Origin of the sequence: Pelagicoccus sp. SDUM812005, from assembly GCF_031127875.1 — a bacterium.
Lineage (GTDB): Bacteria > Verrucomicrobiota > Verrucomicrobiia > Opitutales > Opitutaceae > Pelagicoccus.
On the sequence record NZ_JARXIA010000003.1, the window covers coordinates 61,644 to 83,881 of the forward strand.

Genomic DNA, 22,238 nt, shown 5'->3' on the forward strand with positions numbered 1-22,238 from the left:
CAGATGCGTTGTATAGGCGTGGACTACGGCGAACGTAGGGTAGGGGTTGCCTACGGCGACGAGATCGGCGTGGCGACTCCCTTGCCCGCGATCGTGAAGGCGACCGAGGCGGAGAGAATTCAAGCTTTGGTCGATCTCGCCAAGGAGCGACGGGCGACGGATTTCGTATTCGGCTACCCATACAATATGGATGGCTCGGTCGGTTTTAAGGCGAAGGAAGTGGATGCCTTCGTCGAGAAGCTGCTCAAGCAGATCGACTTGCCGGTGCATCGGCTCGACGAGCGCCTGACATCGGTGGAGGCGTCCAAGGCCTTTCCCAAGGGGCGCGACGACGAGCTGCGACGCTCGGGAAAGATCGATTCCGTGGCGGCGAGCTTGATCCTGCAGGACTACTTGAACCAGAACGTCGAGCTGCCGGAGTACGATCCCTACGCGGAATACGAGGACGAGGGCGGCTACCGGTGAGGTGGAAGTGCACGTGTTCGTATGACGGAAGCAACTACGCCGGATGGCAGAAGCAGCAGGGCCAGCTTTCCGTGCAGCAGGTTATCGAGGAGGTGCTGGAAAAGCTCTTCAAGGAGCCTGCTTTGATCCAGGGAAGCGGTCGCACGGATGCCGGCGTGCACGCTTACGAGCAAGTATTCCATTTCGATCGGGAGTGGAGGCATGGAGGGGAAAGCCTGGTAAAGGCCCTGCATGCCCTTTTGCCGAAGTCAATTCGCGTGGAGTCGGCGGTGCCGGTGGGCGACGATTTCCATTCCCGCTTTTCCGCGGTGTCCAAGCGTTACGTTTACCGCCTGAAACTCGGCGAAGCGGATCCTTTCCAGTGGCCCTACTGTTGGCCCGTGCCCGCATTGCTGGACTTGAACCTCTTGCACGAGGCGATGCGAAAGCTGGTAGGGAAGCACGACTTTGCGGCCTTCGCGGCCAATCGCGGCAACGGCCTCGAGTACGAAAGCACCGTGCGACATATCACGGAGGCGAAAGTGAGCCAGGAGTGGGAGTTCGTGGACCTCTCCTTTCGGGCTGACGGCTTTATGTATAAGATGGTCAGGAGCTTAGCGGGTACGGTGGTTAACGTGGGCCTTGGGCGACTGTCGCTTGAGGAAGTCGATGGCCTGCTGGAGTCGAAAACGCGCACGCCGCTCGTGCAGGCGGCGCCGGCCAAGGGGCTCTACCTCGCGAAGGTATTTTATAGCTAGGTTGCAGATTGTTGCTGAATTAGGTTTATCGATTGAGTTAGGACATAATTTGCGACATTAAAGTTTCGCATGCTGGAATTTTGGCCAAACGAAGCTCGGTCGGACCTGTCTGTTTCTTTTCAAGAATTTGATGGAAAGGAACTTAGGGACTCCTTGCACGAGCATGAAAGCTACGAGCTCTGTTTCATTTGGCGCGGCAGCGGAAACTGGCAAATGGGGGCGGCTTCCGGCGATTTTGCGGCAGGGAGTTTGGTGCTATGTCCTCCACGGGTCCTACATGCTTGGCGTAGCGGACAGAGGGGGAGGGAAGGGACGCCTTGCTCGGGGATGGTATTGCGATTCAAGCGCGAAACCCTGCCTCCTCAGCTTCTGAAACTGCCGGAAATGGCGGCCTTGGCGACGCTGCGAAAGGCATTCGAGAAGCCCTTGGTTTTCGAGGTTTCGGACCGCGAGCGTCTGCGCTCCCGGCTGCGTTCGGTGGATCGCGCCCAAGGCGCCTTGAGGCTGGCCCGCTTCTATGTGGCCCTGGAGTTGGTTGCAGGCTTTAGGTATTTTGAAGTTGTTGATAAACAAGTGGAAAGGGGAGGCTTTAGTCCTCGCGACCTCGCTCGAGTGGAGGAGTTGAAGCGCTTTATGCAGGAGCGCTTCTCGGGGGAAGTGAGCCGTGGGGAAGCCGCGCGATTGGTGGGTTTGGAGGAGGCGGCGTTCTCCCGTTTTTTTCGCAAGGCGATGGGCACGACTTTTGTGGATTACCTGTCCAGTTTGCGGGTGCGGCGGGCGGCGGCGCTTTTGGGAAATCGCCGCGACCTTTCCTTGGACGAGGTGGCGGCCCAGAGCGGATTTGGCAGCCTGGCTTCCCTGCATCGGCAGTTCAAGAAACGGCTGGGAACGACTCCGGATTCCTACCGCAAGGCGGCGAATTCCGAAATCCTGGCCCCGTAGCTGCGAATCGCGGATTGTAGTTGCCGAAAGGGCGAAGCGTTTCGATTTTGTTCGGCCTCTAATTTCACAGTTAACCCTCACATATTATGGGAAAATCATTATTCGAAAAAGTTTGGGACGCGCACACGGTGCGGACCTTGTCCAACGGTCAGACGCAGCTCTTGATCGGCACCCACCTCTTGCACGAGGTCACTAGCCCGCAGGCTTTCGGCATGCTGCGCGACCTTGATTTGAAGGTTGCCTACCCGCATCGCACCTTCGCGACGGTCGACCACATCGTACCGACCGACTCCCGCGTGGAGCCCTTCGCGGATCCGCTCGCGGACGCCATGATCAACGAGCTCCGCAAGAACTGCGCGGAGACAGGCGTGACTTTCTTCGACATGAACACCGGCAAGCAGGGCATCGTGCACGTGGTCGGCCCGGAGCAGGGCATCACCCAGCCCGGCACGACGATCGCTTGCGGCGATTCGCACACCTCGACGCACGGCGCTTTTGGCGCGATCGCTTTCGGTATCGGCACCACGCAGATCCGCGACTTGCTCGCGACGCAGACCATGGCCCTCACGCAGCTGAAGGTGCGTAAGGTCGAAGTGAACGGCTCGCTTCGTCCAGGAGTTTACGCGAAGGACGTGATCCTGCACATCATCCGCAAGCTCGGCGTGAACGGCGGAACGGGATTCGCTTACGAGTACGCGGGCGAAGTCTTCGAAAACTTCTCCATGGAAGAGCGCATGACGGTTTGTAACATGTCCATCGAAGGCGGCGCTCGCGTGGGTTATATCAATCCCGACGAGAAGACCTTCGAGTACCTGAAGGGACGTCCTTACTCGCCAAAGGGCGAGGAGTGGGAAGCAGCGGTCGAAAACTGGAAGTCGTTCGCGTCGGATCCGGATTGCGAATACGACGACGTTGTCGTTATCGACGCAGCGGACATCGCTCCCACGGTTACTTGGGGCATCAATCCAGCGCAGGCGATCACCATCGAGGAGAGCATCCCGACGGTCGACAGCGTGAAGGAGTCCGAGAAGGCCATCACTGCAGAAGCGCTCGAGTACATGAAGCTCGAAGGCGGCGCCCCGATCAAGGGGACCAAGGTGGACGTTTGTTTCGTCGGGTCTTGTACAAATGGACGTTTGTCCGACTTCGAGGAAGTCGCGAAGTACTTGAAGGGCCACAAGGTCGCTCCGGGCGTCAAGGCGATCGCGGTTCCCGGTTCCCAGATCGTCGACGCGATCTGCAAGGAAAAGGGGATCGACGCGATCTACCGCGAGGCAGGTTTCGAATGGCGCGAGGCAGGTTGCTCGATGTGCTTGGCCATGAATCCTGACAAGCTGATCGGCGACCAGCTCAGCGCGAGCTCGTCGAACCGTAACTTCAAGGGCCGCCAAGGTAGCCCCACGGGCCGTACCGTTTTGATGAGCCCAGTGATGGTGGCTGCCGCTGCGATCCGCGGCGAGATCAGCGACTCCCGCGAGGTGTTCGATATCCGTGAAACCGCAAACGCGTAACCGCAAAGGAACTACACAGAAATGGCTTTAGAAAAAATCACACAAGTAACCGGTCGCGGCGTAACCGTAGCGGGCGACGAAATCGATACTGACCGCATCATTCCTGCGCGCTTTATGAAGTGCGTGACTTTCGACAGCATGGGAGAGTACCTCTTCTATGACGTCCGCAAGAACGAGGATGGCAGCGACAAGAAGCACCCGCTCAACGAAGAGCGTTTTCAGGGAGCGAGCATCTTGCTCTCCGGCGCCAACTTCGGTTGCGGAAGCTCCCGCGAGCATGCTCCCCAAGCGATCTACCGCTACGGTTTCCGTGGCATCATCGCCGAGAGCTACGCGGAAATCTTCTTCGGCAATTGCACGACGCTCGGCATCCCTTGCTTCATCGCGACCAAGGAAGATATCGCCAAGATCTCGGCTGCGGTCGACGCGGACCCGAGCTTGGAAATCACGCTCGACGTGGAGAACGAGAAGATCGTTTTTGGCGACCAAAGCGTGACGGCGGTTATCCGCGAGACAGCCAAGAAGGCGCTGGTCGCTGGCAAGTGGGACATGATCGGCGAGCTGAAGGAAGCGGAGGCGGAGATAGCCGCTGTCGCTGCCAAGCTCCCTTACATGGCCAAGTAGGCTGGGATCGCATTTCCTGATTTTCCGTACAGGTCCGAGGGCAGACGCCCTCGGGCCTTTTTTCGTTTCGCATTCGTGGGCGGAAGGGGCGGCTTGCCGGCCGCGTTTTTCTGTTGAACATGCGCTGCGCATTGGAGTCTTTTGTTTGCGCAGCGGAAGTCTGCTGCATCCCTTATTCGTTTCGACGCTTATGCCTGATATCCTCAAAGACGCCGGGATTTTTATATTTCCTCTCTTAGCTTGTTCCCTGGTGGGCGTTTTCGTGATCTGCGAACGCCTCTTTTCGCTGCGCCGCAGCGCGATCCTGCCCGACGAGCTTCTCAACGAAGCGACGGAAGGGCGCCGCGGGGCCGGCGAGCACAGTTCCGCCTTTGGTCGCATCCTTCGCTATTGGCACAAGCACGAAGCCGACATGGGGGCCGTGAGGGCCTACGCTCGCCTGGAGGTGAACCGCATGGAGCGGGGTCTGGTCTTTTTGGACATCGTGGTCGGGGCGGCGCCGCTGCTCGGCTTGTTGGGCACGGTGACGGGCTTGGTCACGGTGTTCGGCAACGTGTCCTTGGATACGGGCTTGCCGGAACCGGCTTTGTTTACGAAGGGGATCGCCATGGCGATGACCACGACGGTGCTGGGCTTGACAGTTGCGATCCCTTGCTTGATCGCGAACAGCTACTTCCAGCGCCGGGTGGAGACCTTTGCGGTGCAGATCGAGTCGCTGCTTGAGCAGCTGGGCCTGAAGGACTCATGAGCGGTCTGCTGACACGAAAGCGTTCCAAGCCGACGATCAACGTCGTGCCTTTGATGGACGTGCTCACGATCCTGATCTTTTTCTTTTTGGTGAGCATGCAGTTCAAGGAGATGACGACCTTGAACCTGACCCTGCCGAGCATCGAGTCGGCCGGTAAGAACGAGTTTCCCGACAAGATCCAGATCAGCATCGACGAGGACGGGGTGATCTATCTGGAGACCAAGCCGGTGGAGGTGGCGGAGCTGAAGGCGGTGATCTCTCAGCTTTCGGACTTGAGCAACGATATCCCGGTCTTGATCCGCGCCCATAATTTGACCCCGCTCGAAACGGTGACGGACGTGATGGACGCTTGTCGCCTGAACGGCTTGAGCAAGATCCGGCTGCAGTCGCGCTAGAAAAGGCGGAGCAAGCGCCGCCGCTGGCTGGCCGACTGGATTTTTCGACTTTTTTAGGGTTCCGGTGAAAGGGGCGGGCGATTTGGCCGATAAGGGTAGTGGACCTCGGCGAAAGCTGGGTTCCTCTGGCGTATCTGGCCAAAATCTTCCCACAAGAAATGAAAATACTCGGTGCATCGGTAGAACGTGAGCTTCCTTATGAAAAGGAATTGGTGCTGCGCTTTATCTCGGCGCCGGCCTTGATCGTGAATTGGCACCCTTGGATCGAGAAGGTTTCGATCTTCGAGGAGCAGGGCTTGCAGTTTCGCCGCGCCGAAATCGCGGGGGGCGAATCCGAACTCATCGAGAAGTATTGGGAGGATGAGGAGCGCGACGAGTTTCACTTCCAGGTGGTGCAGGGGCTTTGGTCTGACTTCCGTTACCGCTCGAAGATCAGCGTGGAAGCCTGCGAAGCGGGAAGCCGCATCTCGTGGCAAGGCCGCTTGATGACCGACGAGCCGGAGGACGAAGACGAGCAGATGGAAGCTTTTTTCGAGGAAGGGCTCAACGGGCTCGAGGCGTTTTTGGCCGAGCTTTAGGCAGGAAGCCCCAGGCGGTTTTCTCGGAGGGACGCTTTTTTCTGCGGCGCAAGGCCTAGGCGTCTGGAGCGTTCCGCTTTGCGGGATTGCTCGCGCTTTGGCGGAAAATAGATTTACTCGTTCCAATGAGATATTACGACGCGCATTGCCACCTGCAGGATGAGCGTCTCGCTGGCTTCCAAGGCGAGATCTTTGCCTTGTACGATCGGCTTGGCGTGGAGGAGGTCGTGGTCAACGGGACGGGGCCGGAGGATTGGGACGCAGTAGCGGAGATGGCCCGCGATTCGGCCTTGGTGAAACCTTCCTTTGGATTGCATCCGTGGAAGGTGAACGAGGTCGCCACTCACTGGAAACTGATCCTCTCGCAACTTTGGGACTACTACCCGGAAGCCGGCGTGGGTGAGATTGGATTGGATCGTTGGATCGAAGGCCACGATTTGGCGAAGCAAGAGCCGGCGTTCCTTTGGCAATTCGCCCAGGCTCGGGAGCGAGATTTGCCTGTATCCATACATTGCCTACGGGCTTGGGGACGCATGCAAGAGCTTTTGAGCGAGGTGTCGGCTCCGGAGCGGGGCTTCCTTTTGCATTCCTACGGTGGGCCTGCTGAAATGGTGAAACCCTTCGCGAAGCTGGGCGCTTACTTTTCGATTTCCGGGTGTTTCGAGCTGGAGAAAAAGGAAAAGCAGCGGGCGGCCTTGCGGGAAATACCCTTGGATCGCTTGCTTATCGAGACCGATGCTCCGGATATGCGCGGGCCGGAGCGGGAGCGCATGTATCGTTGCGGCCGTGACGAAACTGCGAACCATCCGGCGAACATCGTGCATGTCTACGAGTTCGTGGCCCGACTGTTTGAAATGCCCTTGGAGGAGCTGGTCGAACAGGTCGAAGCGAACTATCGGACGTTTTTTTGCGGCGACTAGCGTTTGTTCGGTTTTGAAGGGGACTAGTCGATTTGTCGGGAAACGCGGTAAAGCTGGCTAGGGGTGTGGTAGCTCGTTGACTCCCGTTCCTGTTCGAGGATGGCGAGGCTGCTCCAGTCAAAGTCCATGAAAGCGGTGGGGATGTTTTGCGTGTTGTTTACTTGCTGGTAGAGAACGGCGGTGAGTTGGAAGAGGCTGGCGGGCAGCTTGCGGGCCGAAAGGGCGCCGTTGCCGACTCTTGTGGGGGAGGGGGAATCGCTCTCGCTGGTTTCCTGGGCAGCTTCCTTTTGTCCGAGCAAGGCGTGGAAGCTCTTGAGGGTGCCGCCTCCCAAGAGGATGGAGTTGCCGTGGTAGGACAAGGCGTAGCGGTTGCTGGTGAGTGTCGTGTCCCAATTGCGATCGAGGTAGAAAATTCCATCCTCTTGGTAGGCGTTGAGGGAAGTCGCTTGCATCAGCCTTGGGAGTTGGCTGTCGAGGATGGTCGGAAGGCTGCGGTCGGCGGTGAGTTCGAACTTGTATGCGAAATCGAATACAACCTGCTCCTGTGTTTGGCCGAATTCGTTTTTGCCGGTTCCGAAGTCCACGGTCTGCAGGTAGGTGACGGAAGGGGCGAAGGCTTTGGGCAGCGACGCTTCGAGGTCGAAGCCGCTGTCGTACTTGATCTTCGATCGAAGGCCGATGTAGGGAAAGGCGGCGAGCGGGGCGGCCTTTAGAAAGGCGTTCTTTATCTCGAGAAGCGCTTTCCCGGTGTCGATTTCCAAGGATTCATAGGAGTAGATGGGGGTATTCTCAAGCGGTGGAAAATGGGTTTTGTCGCTGGGGACGAGCGTGTTGAGAAGCGGAATCTCGGAGCTGTATGTGATTCCTGAATACGCGGCCCGATCGCCGGTGAAACGCATAGCCACGGCGAGGGAATCGATGTGGTCGAGTTCGAGGGCATCGATGAAGGCGTGAGGGGAGAAGCTGGCGGCGATGCCGCCGGAGCGGATCAGGTCCGCGCGTAGGTCCGAGGCGATTCGTTGAAGGGTGGGGGCGCTGTTGACGAGCAAGGTGATGTCGGCGGCTCCGAGGTGCTTGTCGATTTCGTGTTTCGTGAGGGCGTCGGCGAGGCTGGCGTGCGGGGCGACGGCGTGGGCGAGCAGTTTTTGGAGCGTTTGCGGGTGGGTGCAGAGGTAGAAGGTTCCGTCCAAGATGGCCCAGCAGAGCGTGCTTGGAGGCAGGTCTGGATCGAGGGCGGCGAGGGAGGGCGAGAGGATTTGGTAGGGAATGCCGTTCCAGGATTCGTTTTGCCACCCGATCTCGATTCCGGAGGAGGTGGCGGCCTGGAGGGTGATGGCGTCGAGGGTTTCTAGAAAGTCGGCTTCCTGTCCGTAGAAGTCGGAGAGCAGGGCGTATTCGATGGAAGCGGATGTCTCGCTGGGGGGCGGGAGCGCGGCGAGGGCGAGCTGGGTTTTGAAGTGTTGGGAGAGGGCCAGCAGGAGCGCCTCGTCGACCTCCGGCTTGTCGCCGGGGAACTCGAAGGACGCGAACGAGCGTTCCAGGATTTTTCCGATCGCTTGTACGACTTGTACCGATGCTTGGAGTTGCTGGTCGGTGGCGAAGGCGAGTCCGAGCTTGCGAAGGTGGCGAACCGAGAGGGAGGCGTAGGTGTCGGCGGGCAGCTTGCGGGCCAGCGAGGGGCGTTCGAAGCCGACGAAGTAGGAGTAGAGAAAGTAGCTCGCGGCGAGGAACCCGATGAGAAGCAGGGTTCCGATGGCGGTCTTCTTTCCCATGCGAGTCCTAGTTTTTCTTGGCGGACATTTCCAGCAGGGCGACTGCTACGATCCCGGAGAGGATGAGGGCGATCGCGATCAAGGTGTGGGTGTCGCTGAAGGAGGGAACGAACCACTGGTAGCCTTGCACGATCTTTTCGCCGTCCTTCAGGACGAACACTCCAAACTCGTCAGTGAGGTGGAGTTCGTTTTTCCAGGGCCAGATAATCACGAGCGAGCCGAGGATGAATCCGGTCAGGATGCTGAGCGTGGAGTCGTGGAAGTTATGCAGGAGGTAGGAGATTGCTCGGGAGAGAATAATGAATCCGACGACGGCGCCGATGGCGAAGGGGGCGACGATCTGGAGGTTGCTGAGGATCGCCTCGGAGTCGACGGTGAGAAGGGACTCCGCCATGTTGGGAACCGCTTGCAGCATGACGAGCTGGTAGTTGCCCATGAGGATAAGCACGAAGGATCCGGAAAGGCCAGGCAGGATCATGCTGCAGATCGCGACCACGCCGCATATGGCGATGTAGTAGAAGGCGGCGTTTTCCTCGGCTGGCTTGAGGAAGGCGAGGGCGAGCGCTGCCAAGGTTCCCGCTGCGAAGCTCGCGTAGACGGAAAACGAGCGTTGTCGTATGTTTTTGGATACGTAGTAGACGGAGGCCAGTATAAGTCCGAAGAAGAAGCTCCAGACCAGCACGGGGTGGTGCGTGAAGAGCCAGTCGAGGGCTTTGCCCAACGAGAGCAGGCTAACGAAGACTCCGAGGCCGAGGGGAATGAGGAAGGCGAGGTTCAGGTGCTTGGCCAATTCGCCGAGCTGGAATTGGCGGGCGAGCTGCAGGGCCTTGAGGTCGAAGGCCTTGAGGCTGTCGATGAATTCTTCGTAGATGCCGGTCACGAAGGCGATGGTGCCGCCGCTGACGCCCGGGATCACGTTGGCCGCGCCCATGGCGATGCCTTTGAGGAAGAGGATGATGTAGGAGCCCATTGCTGAGTTGGTTCGCGGTGGCGGGAAGGTGGCTCGTTACTTGGCGGAGCTGGCAGCTTCGTGCAGCTTTCTGACGACTTCGATCAGGGAGGGGATCGCTTCCACCATGCTGTCCCGGCAGGCTTCGTATTGGCGTAGGTTGCCGCCGAAGGGGTCGGGAATTTGGTCGTCGATGCCGTCGCCGATGAACTGGCGCATGAGGAAGGCGTTGGGGGGCGGAGGGTCGATCTGGTAGTTGAGCATGGCGAGGTGGGAGTCGGTCATGCAGAAGAAGGCGAGGGTGTTGTCGACCAGTTCCTGGCTGAGGCCTTGGCTCTTGTGGTTCTTCAGGTCGATGCCTACTTTCTTGAGGGCGTCTACCGAGTTTTCGCTGGCTGCCTGTCCTGGGAAAGCGGATACGCCTGCCGAGGAAACCTTGAGCGAGCTCAAGGGATTGTCCTGCGCGTCCAAGGCGTGGCGAAAGAGGGCGGCGGCCATCGGGCTGCGGCAAGTGTTCGCGGTACAGACAAATACGATTTCGTTGGGAGTGTCGGGCATGCTGGTTCGAAGCTAGCTCAAGAAGGGGCTCTGTAAACAGCCGATTTTATCAGGCTACGGATTTGCTTCGGACGCAAAAAGTGCCCTCGCGATGGAGGGCACTTCGTTGCAAAGTCGTCGTCTCGTCTCTAGCCGTTGTTTTGCAGGGCGGCGGTCGAGTGGTTTTGTCCGAAGCCGTCGCGGATGATGGTGGTGGTGATTTCTCCGTCCCACTCCACGGCAGGCTCGACGCGTTCCGCGAATTGCTTGAGGGCGGATTGGCCGCGGGAAACGTAGAAGCTGTTGATTTGCAGCAGCTGGTCGCCTGGCTTGAGTCCGAGCTGCTCGGCGAGGGAACCCTTTTCGATGCTGATGATTTGCAGGCGGTCCGAGATCTGGAGTTCGGATTTCGCTTCGCGTACGAGTTCTTTTGGAAAGTCGTGGATGTTCGCCAGGACCACGCCGAAATCGTCGACGGGAGGGCGAGTCGCGATGATTTGCTGGATCGCTTTGTTCAGCTGTTTGCTGGAGCTCGTGAGTACGAGGGCGCTTTCGTTGGCCTGCTTCGAGGGGGCAGCGTGGCTGAGCAACGGGGTTGCCGCGACGATGGCGATCAGGATTATCTTCGAGAGGGAAGAGCGTAGCATGGTTGTAGTCTTTGTGATTTCGGCTCTAAAAAAAAGAGATGTTCTGGTAGAAATACGTAAATAGTTGAGAGATCAACGTTTTTCTTACGCTGGTAGTACAGCAGGCTTTACGGAGATGTTTCGGTAGCGGATTCAGAAAGTGCGTAAATGGTTCCACCTTAAATTTACGATAGCCGAATGCGCTGTAGCGCAATTGTTTACGAAAGTGGATCCAGCGAAGTTTAGCTCCCCTGCAGTAATTGCTGGGCGGACTTGGTTCCAAATTTTCGCTGCGAAATTTTATCCGGTGGCGATCGAGGTTTTGTAGATGCGTGGGACCCGCTTGGTGATGGAGCAAAGGATCTCCCAGGAAATGGTGCCGGCCCAGCGGGCGAACTGTTCGATTTTTATTTCGCCGTCCGCTTGGGTGCCGATCAGGCAGACTTCGTCTCCGGCTTGGGGGAGGGTGTCAAGGTCCGTTACGTCGATAATGGTCTGGTCCATGGTGACGCGTCCGAGGTAGGGGCAGCGCTGGCCTTGGATGAGGCAGAATCCCTTGTTGCTGAGAGCGCGGGGAATGCCGTCGCCGTAGCCGGCGCAGAGAATGGCGATCTTGCTCGGACGCTTCAGGCGGCAAGTCCTTCCGTAGCTGATCTCGGTACCGGCCGGCAGGTCTTTGACGATGGAGATTCGCGTTTTGAAGCTGAAGATCGGAGTGGTTGGGACCTTGGCGAAGAGGGATTGGGCGTAGGGCGTGATTCCGAATTGCAGCAGGCCGATGCGAACGGCGTTGTAGGCGCTCTCCCGGGAGAAGCTGTTGAGGCCGGCGCTGTTGTCGGCGTGGATGAGCAGCTCTTCGGGGCGGAGCCAATCCACGGCAGCGATGGCGGTCATGAAGCGTCGGCGCTGGCGTTCGGTGAATTCGACGTCGGTTTCGGCGTGGGCGAAATGGGTGTAGATGCCGTCGAGCTTGAGGTGTTGGGCGGCCTTGAGGGCGTCGAACAAGCTGGCGGCGTTTTCGTGCCAGATGCCGAGCCGTCCCATTCCGGTGTCGATCTTGAGGTGAACCTTGAGGGTGGCGCCGCGTTCCGCTGCCATGGCGTCGAGAAACTCCACTTCTTCGACGCTCGAGAGCGTAGGGATGAGGTCGTATTCGAAGAGGAACTGGGCTTCTTCGCGCAGGGTTGCTCCGAGGACGAGGATGGACCAGCCGGTGCCGCCGATTTCGCGAATGGTAGCGGCTTCGGCGACGTTCGCCACGCCGTACATGTCGATGCCGGCTTGCATGAGGCGGGCGACGGTTTGGTGCATGCCGTGGCCGTAGGCGTCCGCTTTCACGACTGCGATGTAGCGGATGTGCGGCGGCAGGGCGGCCTTGATGGCGATGAGGTTGCGCTCGAGGGCGGCGAGGTCGATCTCGGCCCAGCAGCGCCGCGGGAATTGGTCGAGTCCGTTCATGCTTCCCGGGCGGAGTGGATTTTGGCGTCCCACTTCTTGTATTCGTTGCTGCGAACCGTTAGCGGACTCGCTTCGCGGGTCGGGCTCAGCAAGGGGAGGAAGGCTTCCTGTTGGAAGATGGGGCTCGGGTCGTAGCTCAGCTCCGTGAGGCGGGCGGCCGTTTTTGTCCAGCTGGGAAATTCCGCGAAACTCGCGATGGTTCCTTCTCGGCTCTCGAGTTCCTCGTTGGCGATCAAGCTCAGTTCGCTGGCAGGGTCCAAGGGGAAGGGCAGGGCGTTCCAGGCGGCGCGTCGGGCATCGGTAACGACGAGGCCGCGCGAGTCCAGCTGCTCGGCGGCGATAAGGGCTCCGATTTGCAGGCTATTATAATAGAAGACGGATTGGGCGGCGGGGATGCCGATCCCTTTCCAGGCTCGGATTGCCATGGAGGCGGTGCGGGCTCCCAGCATGGAGCCGGGGCCGGCGCAGAAGGCGATGGAAGCGAGTTCGGAGAGGGATTTGCCAGCCTCGGCGAGGACGGCGTCGGCGAGCTTGAAGAGGGTTTTGCTGGGATCCTGCTCCTCGGAACGGGAGATGAGTTCGCGGGCGCTGAGCTTGAGGCCGACCCAGGTCGTGCGGGACGAGGTATCGAGTACGAGTAGAGGGTAATCCGGTGATTGGTCTGACATTTTCGAGCAAGCAGAGTCAGCAGCGAAAGCGGCGCCGCACAAGCGCGAATTGGCTAAAGCTTCGCGGAGCGGGAGAGAGTCGCTTGCGGACCTGGGTACGGCTTTTGCTCGCAGAGTGGCCTAATTCCATTGACCGACTGGAAAAATGTCTTCTAGTTTGCGCGATTTTCTCCGGCTAACTGAAACCTGGACACCCGCAATACGCTGTGAAAATCGACATACAAGACGTCAACGATACCCGTAAAACCCTCGCGGTTTCTTTCGAAGCTAGCGAAATCGCTGCCGAAGAGGCCGAGCTGCTCAAGCAGTTCTCCAAGCAGGCGAAAATCCCTGGCTTCCGCCCAGGCAAGGCTCCGGTCAACATGATCCGCCAGCGTTTTGGCAAGCAGATCAAGGACGAGCTGCGCCAGCGCGTGATCTCCAAGGCCTACCAGGACGGTACCAAGGAAGCGAAGCTCAATCTCATCAACGTCGTTGATCTCGCGGATGCGGATATTGCCGCCGACCAGGACGCGGAGCTCAAGTTCACGGTCGACGTCCGTCCCGAGTTCGAAATCACGGACTACAAGGAACTTCCTGTTACGGGCATCTCCGAGGAGGTTTCCGACGCCGACGTAGAGGAAACGATCGATCGTATCCGTTCCGAGCGGGCAGAGTTCGCTCCCGTCGAGCGCGAAGCGGCCAAGGGCGACTACGTCAAGTTTTCCCACGAAGGCACCATCGATGGGCAGCCTATTAGCGAGATCGCTCCTGAGAAGCCGGTTTACGCGAAGATGCCGCAAACATGGGAAGAGATCGGTTCCGAGCATGGCCTGATCCCAGGATTGGGCGACGGGCTCGAAGGTCTCAAGACGGGCGACAAGAAGGAGATCGAAGTCGAGTTCCCCGCGGATTTCAGCGTGGAAGCGCTCCAGGGCAAGAAGGCCGTTTACGCGGTTGAGGTTCAGGAAGTGCGCGAGCGCAAGTTGCCAGCTCTCGACGAAGAGTTTTGCAAGGCGCAAGGCGTAGACAGCGTCGACGAATTCAAGAAGCGCGTAACCGAGATGGTTAAGGGAAAGAAGTCCCAGGACCGCCGCGCCGACATCCGCCGTCAAGTTACGGAAGCGATCGCAGGCAAGGTAGAGATTCCTCTGCCAGAGAGCCTCGTGGACTACGAAACGGAGATGGCGATGCGTCAGGTTGTGCAGAACAACGTTCGCCAAGGCGTGTCCCAAGAAAAGCTCGAGGAAAACAAGGAGCAGATTCACGCCGAGTCTCGCGCCGCTGCTGCCGAAGCCGTTAAGCTTCAGCTGATCCTCACCCAGATCGCCCAGAAGGAGGAGATCGAAGTGACGGATGAGGACATGAGCCGTTTCATCATGCAACGCGCTTACCAGTCCGGTCAAAAGCCAGACGCGATCGTGAAGGATCTCCGCAAGGACCAAGAGCAAGTTCGTCGCATTCAGTCGTCCCTCTTATACGATAAGACTCTTGAATTCTTGGTCGATCAGGCTAAGGTCTCCGAGGCTTAGTGACGAGCCGACGCCTAGATAGTTAGGTGGCAATCCGCATATAATTACATTACCCAACGTGTCTTACTACTTACCCAACGTTATTGAAAACACCGGACGCGGCGAGCGTAGCATGGATATCTACTCCCGTCTCTTGAAGGACCGTATCGTTTTTATCGGTACGCCCATCAACGACGAGATAGCGAACGCCATCATCGCCCAGCTGCTTTTCCTCCAGATGGAGGATCCCAAGAAGGACATCAACGTATACATCAACTCCCCCGGTGGCAGCGTCACCGCAGGGATGGCGATCTACGATACGATGAACTTCCTCTCCTGTGAGATCTCTACGTGGTGTATCGGTATGGCGGCGAGCATGGGCACCATCCTGCTCGCTGGCGGCACGAAGGGTAAGCGTTACGCCTTGCCGAACAGCCGCGTCATGATCCACCAGCCATCTGGCGGCGCGGGCGGACAAGCTTCCGACATCTCTATCCAGGCCAAGGAAATCATCCGCTGGCGCGAAACGTTGAACAAGGTACTGGCGGAAAAAACGGGCCAGCCGGTAGAGCGCATCCAGAAGGACTCGGATCGCGACTACTGGATGACTTCCCAGGAAGCGCTCGACTACGGCGTAATCGACCACGTTTACACCGGAAACAATCCCAAGGCTTAAAGGTAACCTTTCTAGATGGCTAAATCCTCTCGCATGACACTCTGCTCCTTCTGCGGCAAATCGCAGTCGGAAGTTCGCAAAATGATCGCCGGTCCCGGCGTCTACATCTGCGACGCTTGCGTGTCGGTATGCAAAACCATCATCGAGCGCGAGCTCGGTGGGGAAGAGAAGTCCGACGAAGAGAAGCCAGCCTTCAAGCTGATCAAGCCGACCGAGATCAAGGCCGTGCTCGACCAGCATGTCATCGGGCAGGACCACGCCAAGAAGGTGCTTTCCGTTGCGGTTTACAACCACTACAAGCGACTCGGTTTCGAGGTCGGGAAGGTGGGGCGCGCGGATGGAGACGAGGAAGCGGTGATCGCTGCTCCACCCTCGGAGTACGCGGACGTGGAAGTCGACAAGAGCAACATCTTGCTGGTGGGCCCTACGGGGTCGGGCAAGACCTTCCTGGCTCGCAACCTCGCACGCATTTTGGACGTGCCTTTCGCTATCGCCGACGCGACTACGCTGACGGAAGCCGGCTACGTGGGCGACGACGTGGAGAACATCGTGCTTCGCTTGCTCCAGTCCGCTAATTACGACGTCAAGCGTGCCGAGTGCGGTATCATCTACGTGGACGAGATCGACAAGATCGGCCGCAAGACCGAGAACGTTTCCATAACTCGCGACGTATCCGGAGAAGGGGTACAGCAAGCCTTGCTCAAAATTCTGGAAGGCACGACCTGCAACGTACCGCCGCAAGGTGGGCGCAAGCACCCGAACCAGGAGTATATCCAAGTCGATACTTCCAAGATCCTCTTCATTTGCGGCGGCGCATTCGTCGGCCTCGACGAGGTGATCTCGAAGCGTTCTGGCGGATCGACCCTCGGGTTCGGGGCCAGCAAGAAGGAAGAGCTTTCCGGCGAAGAGGTCATGAAGAAGATCGAGCCGGAAGACTTGGTTAAGTTCGGCATGATCCCCGAGTTCATCGGGCGTCTTCCCGTAGTCTCCGTGCTCGAGCAGCTCAGCGTGGAGGACTTGGAAAACATCCTACTCAATACCAAGAACTCCATCATCAAGCAGTACTCCAAGCTCTTCGCGATCGATGGCGTGAAGCTCAACCTGACCCCTGGCGCGATCAAGGCGGTTGCGGAAAAGGCGATCGAGCTGCGCACGGGCGCCCGCGCCTTGCGTTCCATCATGGAGAACTTGACGCTGGAGATCATGTACGAGATTCCGGATCGCGACGATATCGACGAAGTGGTCATCAACCGCGACGTCGTTCTCGGAAAGAAGAAGCCTGTCTTCAAGAAGTCCGAGTCCAAGAAGGATGCAGCGTAGTTGAACGCCGGATACTAAACTTTACGAAGCCGCCCAGTCTAAGGGCGGCTTTTTTGTTGCGCGTAGGGTGGAGCTGTAGCGAGCACGCTGGATATGGCGCTGCGGTCGCGGGCTGAGGCTCCGCGCTACGGGGCAAAATAAAGGGCAGCATCCGGGTAGAGATGCTGCCCAATGGCGGTGGACCGTTGTAGGGTCCGGGGAAGCGTGATCAAGCGGTGACCTGCGGTCCTCGCATGTCCTTGAACTCGAGGAAGCGTTCGTGCATCTGGAAGGCCGTCTTGAGGGTCTGGGGAGTGTGTCCTCCCTTGAAGCTCTGGAAGTAGTCCAGCAGTTGCGGGCGGTATTCGGGGTGCACGCAATTGTTGATGATCGCGGTGGCCCGCTCCTGCGGGTCCTTGGCGCGGAGGTCTGCGATGCCGCGTTCGGTGATGAGCACCTGTACGCTATGCTCGCTGTGGTCGAGGTGGCTCACGAAGGGAACGATGGTGCTGATGGCACCGCCTTTGGCGATCGATGGGCAGGTAAAGATCGAGATGTAGGCGTTGCGGGTGAAGTCACCGGAGCCGCCGATGCCGTTCATCATTTCCTTCCCCATGACGTGGGTGCTGTTCACGTTGCCGAAAAGGTCGACTTCGATCGCTGTATTGATGGAGATGATACCAAGTCGCCGGATGACTTCCGGGTTGTTGGAAATCTCTTGAGGACGCAGCAGCAGGCGCCGCTTGAAGTACTCGTAGTTGTCATAGGTTTGCTTGAGGACTTCCGGGCTCAAGGTCAGCGAGGTGGCGCTGGCGAACTTGATCTTGTCCTCCTTCATAAGCGAGATGACGGAGTCCTGGATGACTTCGGAATACATCTCGAAGGAGGGGATCTCGTCGTTGTCGCCGAGGGCGCCGAGCACTGCGTTGGCAATATTCCCGACTCCGGATTGTATCGGGAGGAACTCTGAGGGAATGCGGCCGGAACGCATTTCGCTGGCGAGGAAGGTGGCGACGTTTTCGCCAATCTGCTTGGTGGTTTCGTCGGATTCGCGGAAGCCGCCGATTTCGTCGGGCTGCTTTGACGCGACGACGCCTACGATCTTGTTCGGGTCGAGCTGCACGTATTCGGTGCCGATGCGGCCATCGCAGCGACAGAGGTTGATGGGCCGCCGGTGAGGGGGATCGAGGGGTTCGTAGATGTCGTGCAGGCCGTAGAGCGATTCCTGGTGGGAAGTATTGAGCTCGATGATTACCTTTTCGGCAACGCGTGCGAGGGTGGGGGAGGCCCCGACGGAGGTGGTGAGGATGATCTTCCCGTCGGCTTGGACTTCGCTGGCTTCGATGACCGCGACATCGACCTTGCCCAGGAATCCGTAGCGCAGGTTCTGCGGGAGCTGGGATAGGTGCATATCGAAGAACTTGGTCTTACCGATATTGATGTTCTTGCGCAGGAACTTGTCGGATTGGTAAGGCGTGCGCCAGGCGACCGCGTCGGCCCGAGCCAGTTCCCCGTCGAGCGAGTCCCCGGTGGAGGCGCCGGTGATGACGCCGATCTTGAAGGTGCGACCGGAGTTGTGTTCGTCCTTGGCGAACTTGGCGATCGCTTTGGGCACGACTTTGGCGGCTCCGGCGGGCGTGAATCCGCTGAAGCCGACGGTCATGCCGTTCGTGATATAACTAGCTGCTTCCTCGGGGGTGAGTTCTTTGAGCTTCTTCATTTCTTTCTGTGCTAAATTGGGGCCGCGCGGACGATCCGCGCGGACTTTCGGGGGATGGGATCGGTGGCCTGCGGACTAGTGTCCGCCGCCCATGACGGTCATGAAATAGCCGGCTACCAAGGCGGTTCCGATTACGCCTGCAACGTTGGGGCCCATGGCGTGCATGAGCAGGAAGTTGCCGGAGTCCGCCTTTTGGCCTTCGACTTGGCTGACGCGGGCAGCCATGGGGACTGCGGAAACGCCGGCGGAACCGATGAGCGGATTGATCTTATTCTTGGAAAACAGGTTCATGAACTTCGCCATGAGGACGCCGGAGGCGGTCGCGATACCGAAGGCCACGATTCCGAGAGCGAGGATGGCAAGGGTTTCCGTTTTGAGGAAACGGTCGCCGGTCATGGTGATGCCCACGCTGGTTCCGAGGAAGATGGTGATCACGTTGATCAGCTCGTTTTGGGCGGCCTTGGAGAGGCGTTCCGTGACTCCGCATTCGCGGAGGAAGTTTCCGAGCAGGAGCAGACCGATCAAGGGCGAGGCCGCTGGAACGAGCAGTATGCAGAATACCACTACAACCAGCGCGAATATCAGTTTTTCGAGGCGTGACACCTTGCGGAGGCTTTTCATGCGAATCTTCCGTTCGTCCTTGCTGGTGAGCGCTTTCATGATCGGCGGTTGGATAACCGGCACGAGGGCCATGTAGCTGTAAGCTGCCACGGCGATGGGCGCTAGGAGTTCCGGAGCGAGGCTGTTCGCCAGGAAGATGGAGGTCGGTCCATCCGCTCCTCCGATGATCCCGATGGCTGCGGCTTGGCTGGAATTGAAGATTCCCATTCCCATGGCTCCTGCGTAGGTCGCGAAAACGCCGAACTGAGCAGCCGCGCCGAGCAGAAGCGTGCGCGGGTTGGCGATAAGCGGTCCGAAGTCGGTGAGCGCTCCCACGCCAAGGAAAATCAGGGGCGGGAAGAGTTCCAGGATGATGCCGAGCGAGATGTAGTGGAAGAAGCCGCCGGTGTGGGGGCTGTGCACCTGGGCCAGCTGCGCTCCCGCGACGACCTCTTCGCCTTGCCGCCATTGAAGCTCCGCGATGCTGCCGGATGCGTTTGCCCAAACGAGTTGGTCGGTTGAGCGAATCGCGACCGGTGTCGAGTTAAGGGTGACTTCGATTTCGGTATAGTCCGGTTTCACCGCGAACGCTTGTTCGCGCTTGGGCCGGATGACGAAGAGGAGGGTTTGTCCGTCCTCCTCGGCCTTGGCGAACTGGTCGAGAAGGAGGGCTCGAGCGTCCTCCTTGTCTTTTATGGAGCCAAGCAGCTTCGGCATTTCGTGGGCGACGGGCGGCATGGTGATGGTTTGGCCGAGTTCGACGGTGGACACGATTACGGTACCGTCGACCGGGCTTAGGATCGGCCCGGCGGGAGGGTTGACCATGTTTTGCGTCGGCAAGTTTGCGAGCAGGGCTCCGAAAGCGATCGGCACGAGCAAGAGAGGCTCGAACTTTTTGAATACCGCGAGGTAGAGGAGCGCTGCCGCTACGAGCCACATGACGATCATGCGCCACTCGAGAGCGAAGAATCCCGTTTGGTAGAATAGCTCTTCGATTTGCTTCATAGCTTTTGGGTGGAGTGTTCGTTAGGAGGCTCGGCTATGAAAGGGTGAGGAGGGCTCCACCTTCGTCGACGGATTGCCCGTCGGTCACGTGGATGGCGGTTACGGTGCCGCTCGTGGGAGCGCTGACGATGGTGTTCATCTTCATGGCTTCGAGCGTTACGACTTGGTCGCCTTCGGAAACGGTGTCGCCAACTTTAACGTCGACGGATACGACCTTGCCGGAGAGGGGGCTCGGCACGTCTCCTGCGGCGGCGGGAGCGGAAGCTGCTGCTGGAGCTGGGGCGGCTGGGGCGGCCGCCACCGGAGCCGAGGCTGCTGCAGGGCGAGAGCGGCCGGGGGTTGAGGAGCGTTTGACCGGCTCGTTTTCTTCGCCAAGGATCTCGACGTCGACGTCGTAGGTTTTGCCTTCGATAGTGATGCGTAAGTGTTTCATGATAGAAAATGTCTAATTGGTAAGTATTATATAATTGGATACGGAATGGCTTAGCGGACGCGGTGAGAGGAGAATATTTCGCGTCGGCCCTCTTGGGCCCAGCCTTGGCTATTGCCTCGGATGCTGACTATCTTTTGGGGCCGTCCTTTTAGGATGACGTGGGTCGCGGCCGCGATGAGGGCGATCACGTGATCCGGTATGTCGTCGTCGGCATCGATCTCTCGCCGTGTTGGAGTGGACGGCGTGGCAGGACCGGGTACGACGGCTTTCTTGGGAGGCTCGGGTTCCCTGATAAATCGCGTGCAAAGTACCCCGATCAAGGAGGTGACGATCGATAGGGTCGCCAGCACGACCAGTACGAAGAGGAATCCGGTCACGATGAAGGATACGTTTTCCAGTACGGTCGGCTTCGCCGCGATTGCTGCTAGTGTAGGAATCATCATAGTATGAAGGTGTGCATTTTCCGGTTTTTCGCCAGCGACACGATCAGAGTGGAATGTTGCCGTGCTTCTTGGGAGGCCGAGTGTCGCGCTTGGAAAGCGTGAGGCGGAGAGCCTGGGCGATCTTGGAGCGCGTTTCCGCGGGTTCGATGACGTCGGTGATCATGGCGTTGGCGGCGGCCTGGTAGGGCGATGCGAACTCGTCGTGGTATTCCTCGACCAGTTCCGCGGTGCGCTTGGCGGGATCTTCCGCTTCGGCGAGCTCCTTCTTGAAGAGTACGCCTACGGCGCCTTCGGCTCCCATGACAGCGATCTCAGCGGTGGGCCATGCGTAGACGACGTCGGCTCCCATGTCGGCAGAGCACATGGCGAGGTAGGCGCCGCCGTAGGCTTTGCGCATGATCAGGGTGATCTTCGGTACGGTGGCGGAGGCGTAGGCGAAGAGCATCTTGGCTCCGTGTCGGATGATGCCGCCGCGTTCCTGGGCGAGTCCGGGCATGAAGCCGGGGACGTCGACGAGGTTCACGATAGGAATGTTATAGATATTGCAGGTGCGGATGAAGCGGGCTCCCTTGTCGGAGGAGTCGATATCGAGGGTGCCGGCTTTGACCTTGGGGTTGTTGCCGATGATGCCTACCACGATGCCGCCGATGCGAGCGAATCCGGTAATGATATTCGGGGCGAAGTCGCGCATGATTTCGAAGAAGTGGCTGTCGTCTACCAAGTAGGAGATGACCTCGTGAGTATCGAGCGGCATCCTGTTTGTGTCGGGCACGACTTCGTTCATGCGAGGGTCGTGCGGAATTTCCCAGTCTGCGTCCAGCTGGTGTGGCGGGTCGGAGATGTTGTTGCTGGGCATGTAGGAGAGCAGCTCGGCGGCGAGCTCGATGGCGTGCTTGTCGTCGTCGGCTACGATGTGGATGTTGCCGGCTACGGAGGCGTGGGCGGATGCGGTTGCGAACTGCTCGAGGGAGGCGTTCTCGCCGGTGGCTGCCTTGATGACGCCGGGGCCGCAAATGAACATGTTGGCGTTCTTTTGCGTCATGATAATGAAGTCGGCGAGGGCGGGCGAGTAGGCGGCGCCGCCGGCGCAGGGGCCGGCAATGATCGCGACTTGCGGTACGACTCCGGATAGGAACACGTTCTTGTAGAATACCTGTCCGTATCCAGAAAGTGAATCCACGCCTTCCTGGATGCGAGCTCCGCCGGAGTCGTTGACGGAAACGACGGGAATGCCGGTATCGTGGGCGTAGTCCATGAGATCGCAGATCTTCTTGGAGTGGATACGTCCGAGGGCGCCGCCTCCGACCGTGAAGTCCTGACTGAAAGCCGCCACGGGACGGCCGTCCACGAAACCGGCGCCGCAGACGACGCCGTCGCCGGGGAGCTTCTTGTCCTTCAATCCGAAGCGGTGGCAGGAGTGGGCGGCGTGTTGGCCGAACTCCTGGAATTCTCCGTTATCGAACAGGGCCTTGAGGCGTTCGCGCGCCGAGAGTTGCCCTTTGGCTTTGCGCTTTTCCAGTTTGTCTTTTCCGCCCGCCAGTTCGGCGGTTTTGCGTCTTTCGGAAAGGTCCTTCAACAGTTTTGGATTAATGCTCATGATTCGAAATTAGGTTTAATAAGCGCGATGGCGCGTGTCTGACCT

Annotated in this window: 23 protein-coding genes; 12 read left to right on the top strand and 11 right to left on the bottom strand. The window is 58.9% G+C overall.

Annotation, left to right across the window (positions count from 1 at the left end; translation table 11 throughout):
• Nucleotides 1–3: 3 nt before the first annotated feature.
• The 9 genes from ruvX (at nt 4) to QEH57_RS05515 (ending at nt 6,920) form a co-directional block, all read left to right on the top strand.
• A complete protein-coding gene (gene ruvX, locus QEH57_RS05475) occupies nt 4–465 on the top strand; it encodes a Holliday junction resolvase RuvX (RefSeq protein ID WP_309005681.1) in 462 nt (153 codons plus the stop codon).
• Nucleotides 462–1,202 carry a tRNA pseudouridine(38-40) synthase TruA gene (gene truA, locus QEH57_RS05480; protein WP_309005682.1) on the top strand — a complete coding sequence of 247 codons (741 nt, stop codon included), beginning with the start codon at nt 462–464 and terminating at the stop codon, nt 1,200–1,202. Before ruvX ends, truA begins: the two co-directional genes overlap by 4 nt.
• Before the next feature lie 327 nt (nt 1,203–1,529).
• Nucleotides 1,530–2,144 carry an AraC family transcriptional regulator gene (locus QEH57_RS05485; protein WP_309005683.1) on the top strand — a complete coding sequence of 205 codons (615 nt, stop codon included), beginning with the start codon at nt 1,530–1,532 and terminating at the stop codon, nt 2,142–2,144.
• A gap of 86 nt (nt 2,145–2,230) precedes the next feature.
• Complete coding sequence (gene leuC, locus QEH57_RS05490; protein ID WP_309005684.1) at nt 2,231–3,655, top strand: 3-isopropylmalate dehydratase large subunit; 1,425 nt, start codon at nt 2,231–2,233, stop codon at nt 3,653–3,655.
• Between the two features lie 21 nt (nt 3,656–3,676).
• The gene (gene leuD, locus QEH57_RS05495) at nt 3,677–4,279 is read left to right on the top strand and encodes a 3-isopropylmalate dehydratase small subunit (RefSeq protein ID WP_309005685.1); all 603 of its coding nucleotides are present in this window, start codon (nt 3,677–3,679) and stop codon (nt 4,277–4,279) included.
• 190 nt (nt 4,280–4,469) lie between these two features.
• A complete protein-coding gene (locus QEH57_RS05500; RefSeq protein WP_309005686.1) occupies nt 4,470–5,027 on the top strand; it encodes a MotA/TolQ/ExbB proton channel family protein in 558 nt (185 codons plus the stop codon).
• Nucleotides 5,024–5,422 (top strand): biopolymer transporter ExbD, encoded by a 399-nt coding sequence (locus QEH57_RS05505; RefSeq protein ID WP_309005687.1) that lies wholly within the window; start codon nt 5,024–5,026, stop codon nt 5,420–5,422. Before QEH57_RS05500 ends, QEH57_RS05505 begins: the two co-directional genes overlap by 4 nt.
• A gap of 158 nt (nt 5,423–5,580) precedes the next feature.
• The gene (locus QEH57_RS05510; RefSeq protein WP_309005688.1) at nt 5,581–6,000 is read left to right on the top strand and encodes an SRPBCC family protein; all 420 of its coding nucleotides are present in this window, start codon (nt 5,581–5,583) and stop codon (nt 5,998–6,000) included.
• 125 nt (nt 6,001–6,125) lie between these two features.
• Nucleotides 6,126–6,920 (top strand): TatD family hydrolase, encoded by a 795-nt coding sequence (locus QEH57_RS05515; RefSeq protein WP_309005689.1) that lies wholly within the window; start codon nt 6,126–6,128, stop codon nt 6,918–6,920.
• A gap of 23 nt (nt 6,921–6,943) precedes the next feature.
• On the opposite strand, the gene QEH57_RS05520 is transcribed toward QEH57_RS05515, so the two are convergent.
• The 6 genes from QEH57_RS05520 to QEH57_RS05545 form a co-directional block, all read right to left on the bottom strand.
• Nucleotides 6,944–8,692: a hypothetical protein gene (locus QEH57_RS05520; protein WP_309005690.1), complete on the bottom strand. Its 1,749-nt coding sequence runs from the start codon at nt 8,690–8,692 to the stop codon at nt 6,944–6,946.
• Nucleotides 8,693–8,699: 7 nt separating this feature from the next.
• On the bottom strand, nt 8,700–9,662 hold the full coding sequence (locus QEH57_RS05525; RefSeq protein WP_309005691.1) for a DUF368 domain-containing protein: 963 nt from the start codon (nt 9,660–9,662) through the stop codon (nt 8,700–8,702).
• 36 nt (nt 9,663–9,698) lie between these two features.
• A complete protein-coding gene (locus QEH57_RS05530; RefSeq protein ID WP_309005692.1) occupies nt 9,699–10,199 on the bottom strand; it encodes a low molecular weight protein arginine phosphatase in 501 nt (166 codons plus the stop codon).
• Nucleotides 10,200–10,327: 128 nt separating this feature from the next.
• On the bottom strand, nt 10,328–10,825 hold the full coding sequence (locus tag QEH57_RS05535; RefSeq protein ID WP_309005693.1) for a hypothetical protein: 498 nt from the start codon (nt 10,823–10,825) through the stop codon (nt 10,328–10,330).
• A 279-nt stretch (nt 10,826–11,104) separates the two neighbouring features.
• Nucleotides 11,105–12,262, bottom strand: coding sequence for an alanine racemase (gene alr, locus QEH57_RS05540; RefSeq protein WP_309005694.1), 1,158 nt, complete (start codon nt 12,260–12,262; stop codon nt 11,105–11,107).
• A complete protein-coding gene (locus QEH57_RS05545; RefSeq protein ID WP_309005695.1) occupies nt 12,259–12,930 on the bottom strand; it encodes a hypothetical protein in 672 nt (223 codons plus the stop codon). Before QEH57_RS05545 ends, alr begins: the two co-directional genes overlap by 4 nt.
• A gap of 206 nt (nt 12,931–13,136) precedes the next feature.
• On the opposite strand from QEH57_RS05545, the gene tig reads away from it, so the two are divergent.
• From tig to clpX, 3 genes are read left to right on the top strand one after another with little or no spacing between them, the layout of a single operon-like run.
• A complete protein-coding gene (gene tig, locus QEH57_RS05550) occupies nt 13,137–14,441 on the top strand; it encodes a trigger factor (RefSeq protein WP_309005696.1) in 1,305 nt (434 codons plus the stop codon).
• A gap of 58 nt (nt 14,442–14,499) precedes the next feature.
• Nucleotides 14,500–15,096 (top strand): ATP-dependent Clp endopeptidase proteolytic subunit ClpP, encoded by a 597-nt coding sequence (gene clpP, locus QEH57_RS05555; RefSeq protein WP_309005697.1) that lies wholly within the window; start codon nt 14,500–14,502, stop codon nt 15,094–15,096.
• 15 nt (nt 15,097–15,111) lie between these two features.
• Nucleotides 15,112–16,416 carry an ATP-dependent Clp protease ATP-binding subunit ClpX gene (gene clpX, locus QEH57_RS05560; RefSeq protein WP_309005698.1) on the top strand — a complete coding sequence of 435 codons (1,305 nt, stop codon included), beginning with the start codon at nt 15,112–15,114 and terminating at the stop codon, nt 16,414–16,416.
• A 208-nt stretch (nt 16,417–16,624) separates the two neighbouring features.
• On the opposite strand, the gene QEH57_RS05565 is transcribed toward clpX, so the two are convergent.
• From QEH57_RS05565 to QEH57_RS05585, 5 genes are all read right to left on the bottom strand, one after another.
• Complete coding sequence (locus QEH57_RS05565; RefSeq protein WP_309005699.1) at nt 16,625–18,115, bottom strand: acetyl-CoA hydrolase/transferase family protein; 1,491 nt, start codon at nt 18,113–18,115, stop codon at nt 16,625–16,627.
• Nucleotides 18,116–18,190: 75 nt separating this feature from the next.
• Complete coding sequence (locus QEH57_RS05570; RefSeq protein ID WP_309005700.1) at nt 18,191–19,720, bottom strand: sodium ion-translocating decarboxylase subunit beta; 1,530 nt, start codon at nt 19,718–19,720, stop codon at nt 18,191–18,193.
• A 34-nt stretch (nt 19,721–19,754) separates the two neighbouring features.
• The gene (locus QEH57_RS05575) at nt 19,755–20,153 is read right to left on the bottom strand and encodes an acetyl-CoA carboxylase biotin carboxyl carrier protein subunit (protein WP_309005701.1); all 399 of its coding nucleotides are present in this window, start codon (nt 20,151–20,153) and stop codon (nt 19,755–19,757) included.
• Between the two features lie 50 nt (nt 20,154–20,203).
• Nucleotides 20,204–20,596 (bottom strand): OadG family protein, encoded by a 393-nt coding sequence (locus QEH57_RS05580; RefSeq protein ID WP_309005702.1) that lies wholly within the window; start codon nt 20,594–20,596, stop codon nt 20,204–20,206.
• A 43-nt stretch (nt 20,597–20,639) separates the two neighbouring features.
• On the bottom strand, nt 20,640–22,193 hold the full coding sequence (locus QEH57_RS05585; protein WP_309005703.1) for an acyl-CoA carboxylase subunit beta: 1,554 nt from the start codon (nt 22,191–22,193) through the stop codon (nt 20,640–20,642).
• Nucleotides 22,194–22,238: the final 45 nt, after the last annotated feature.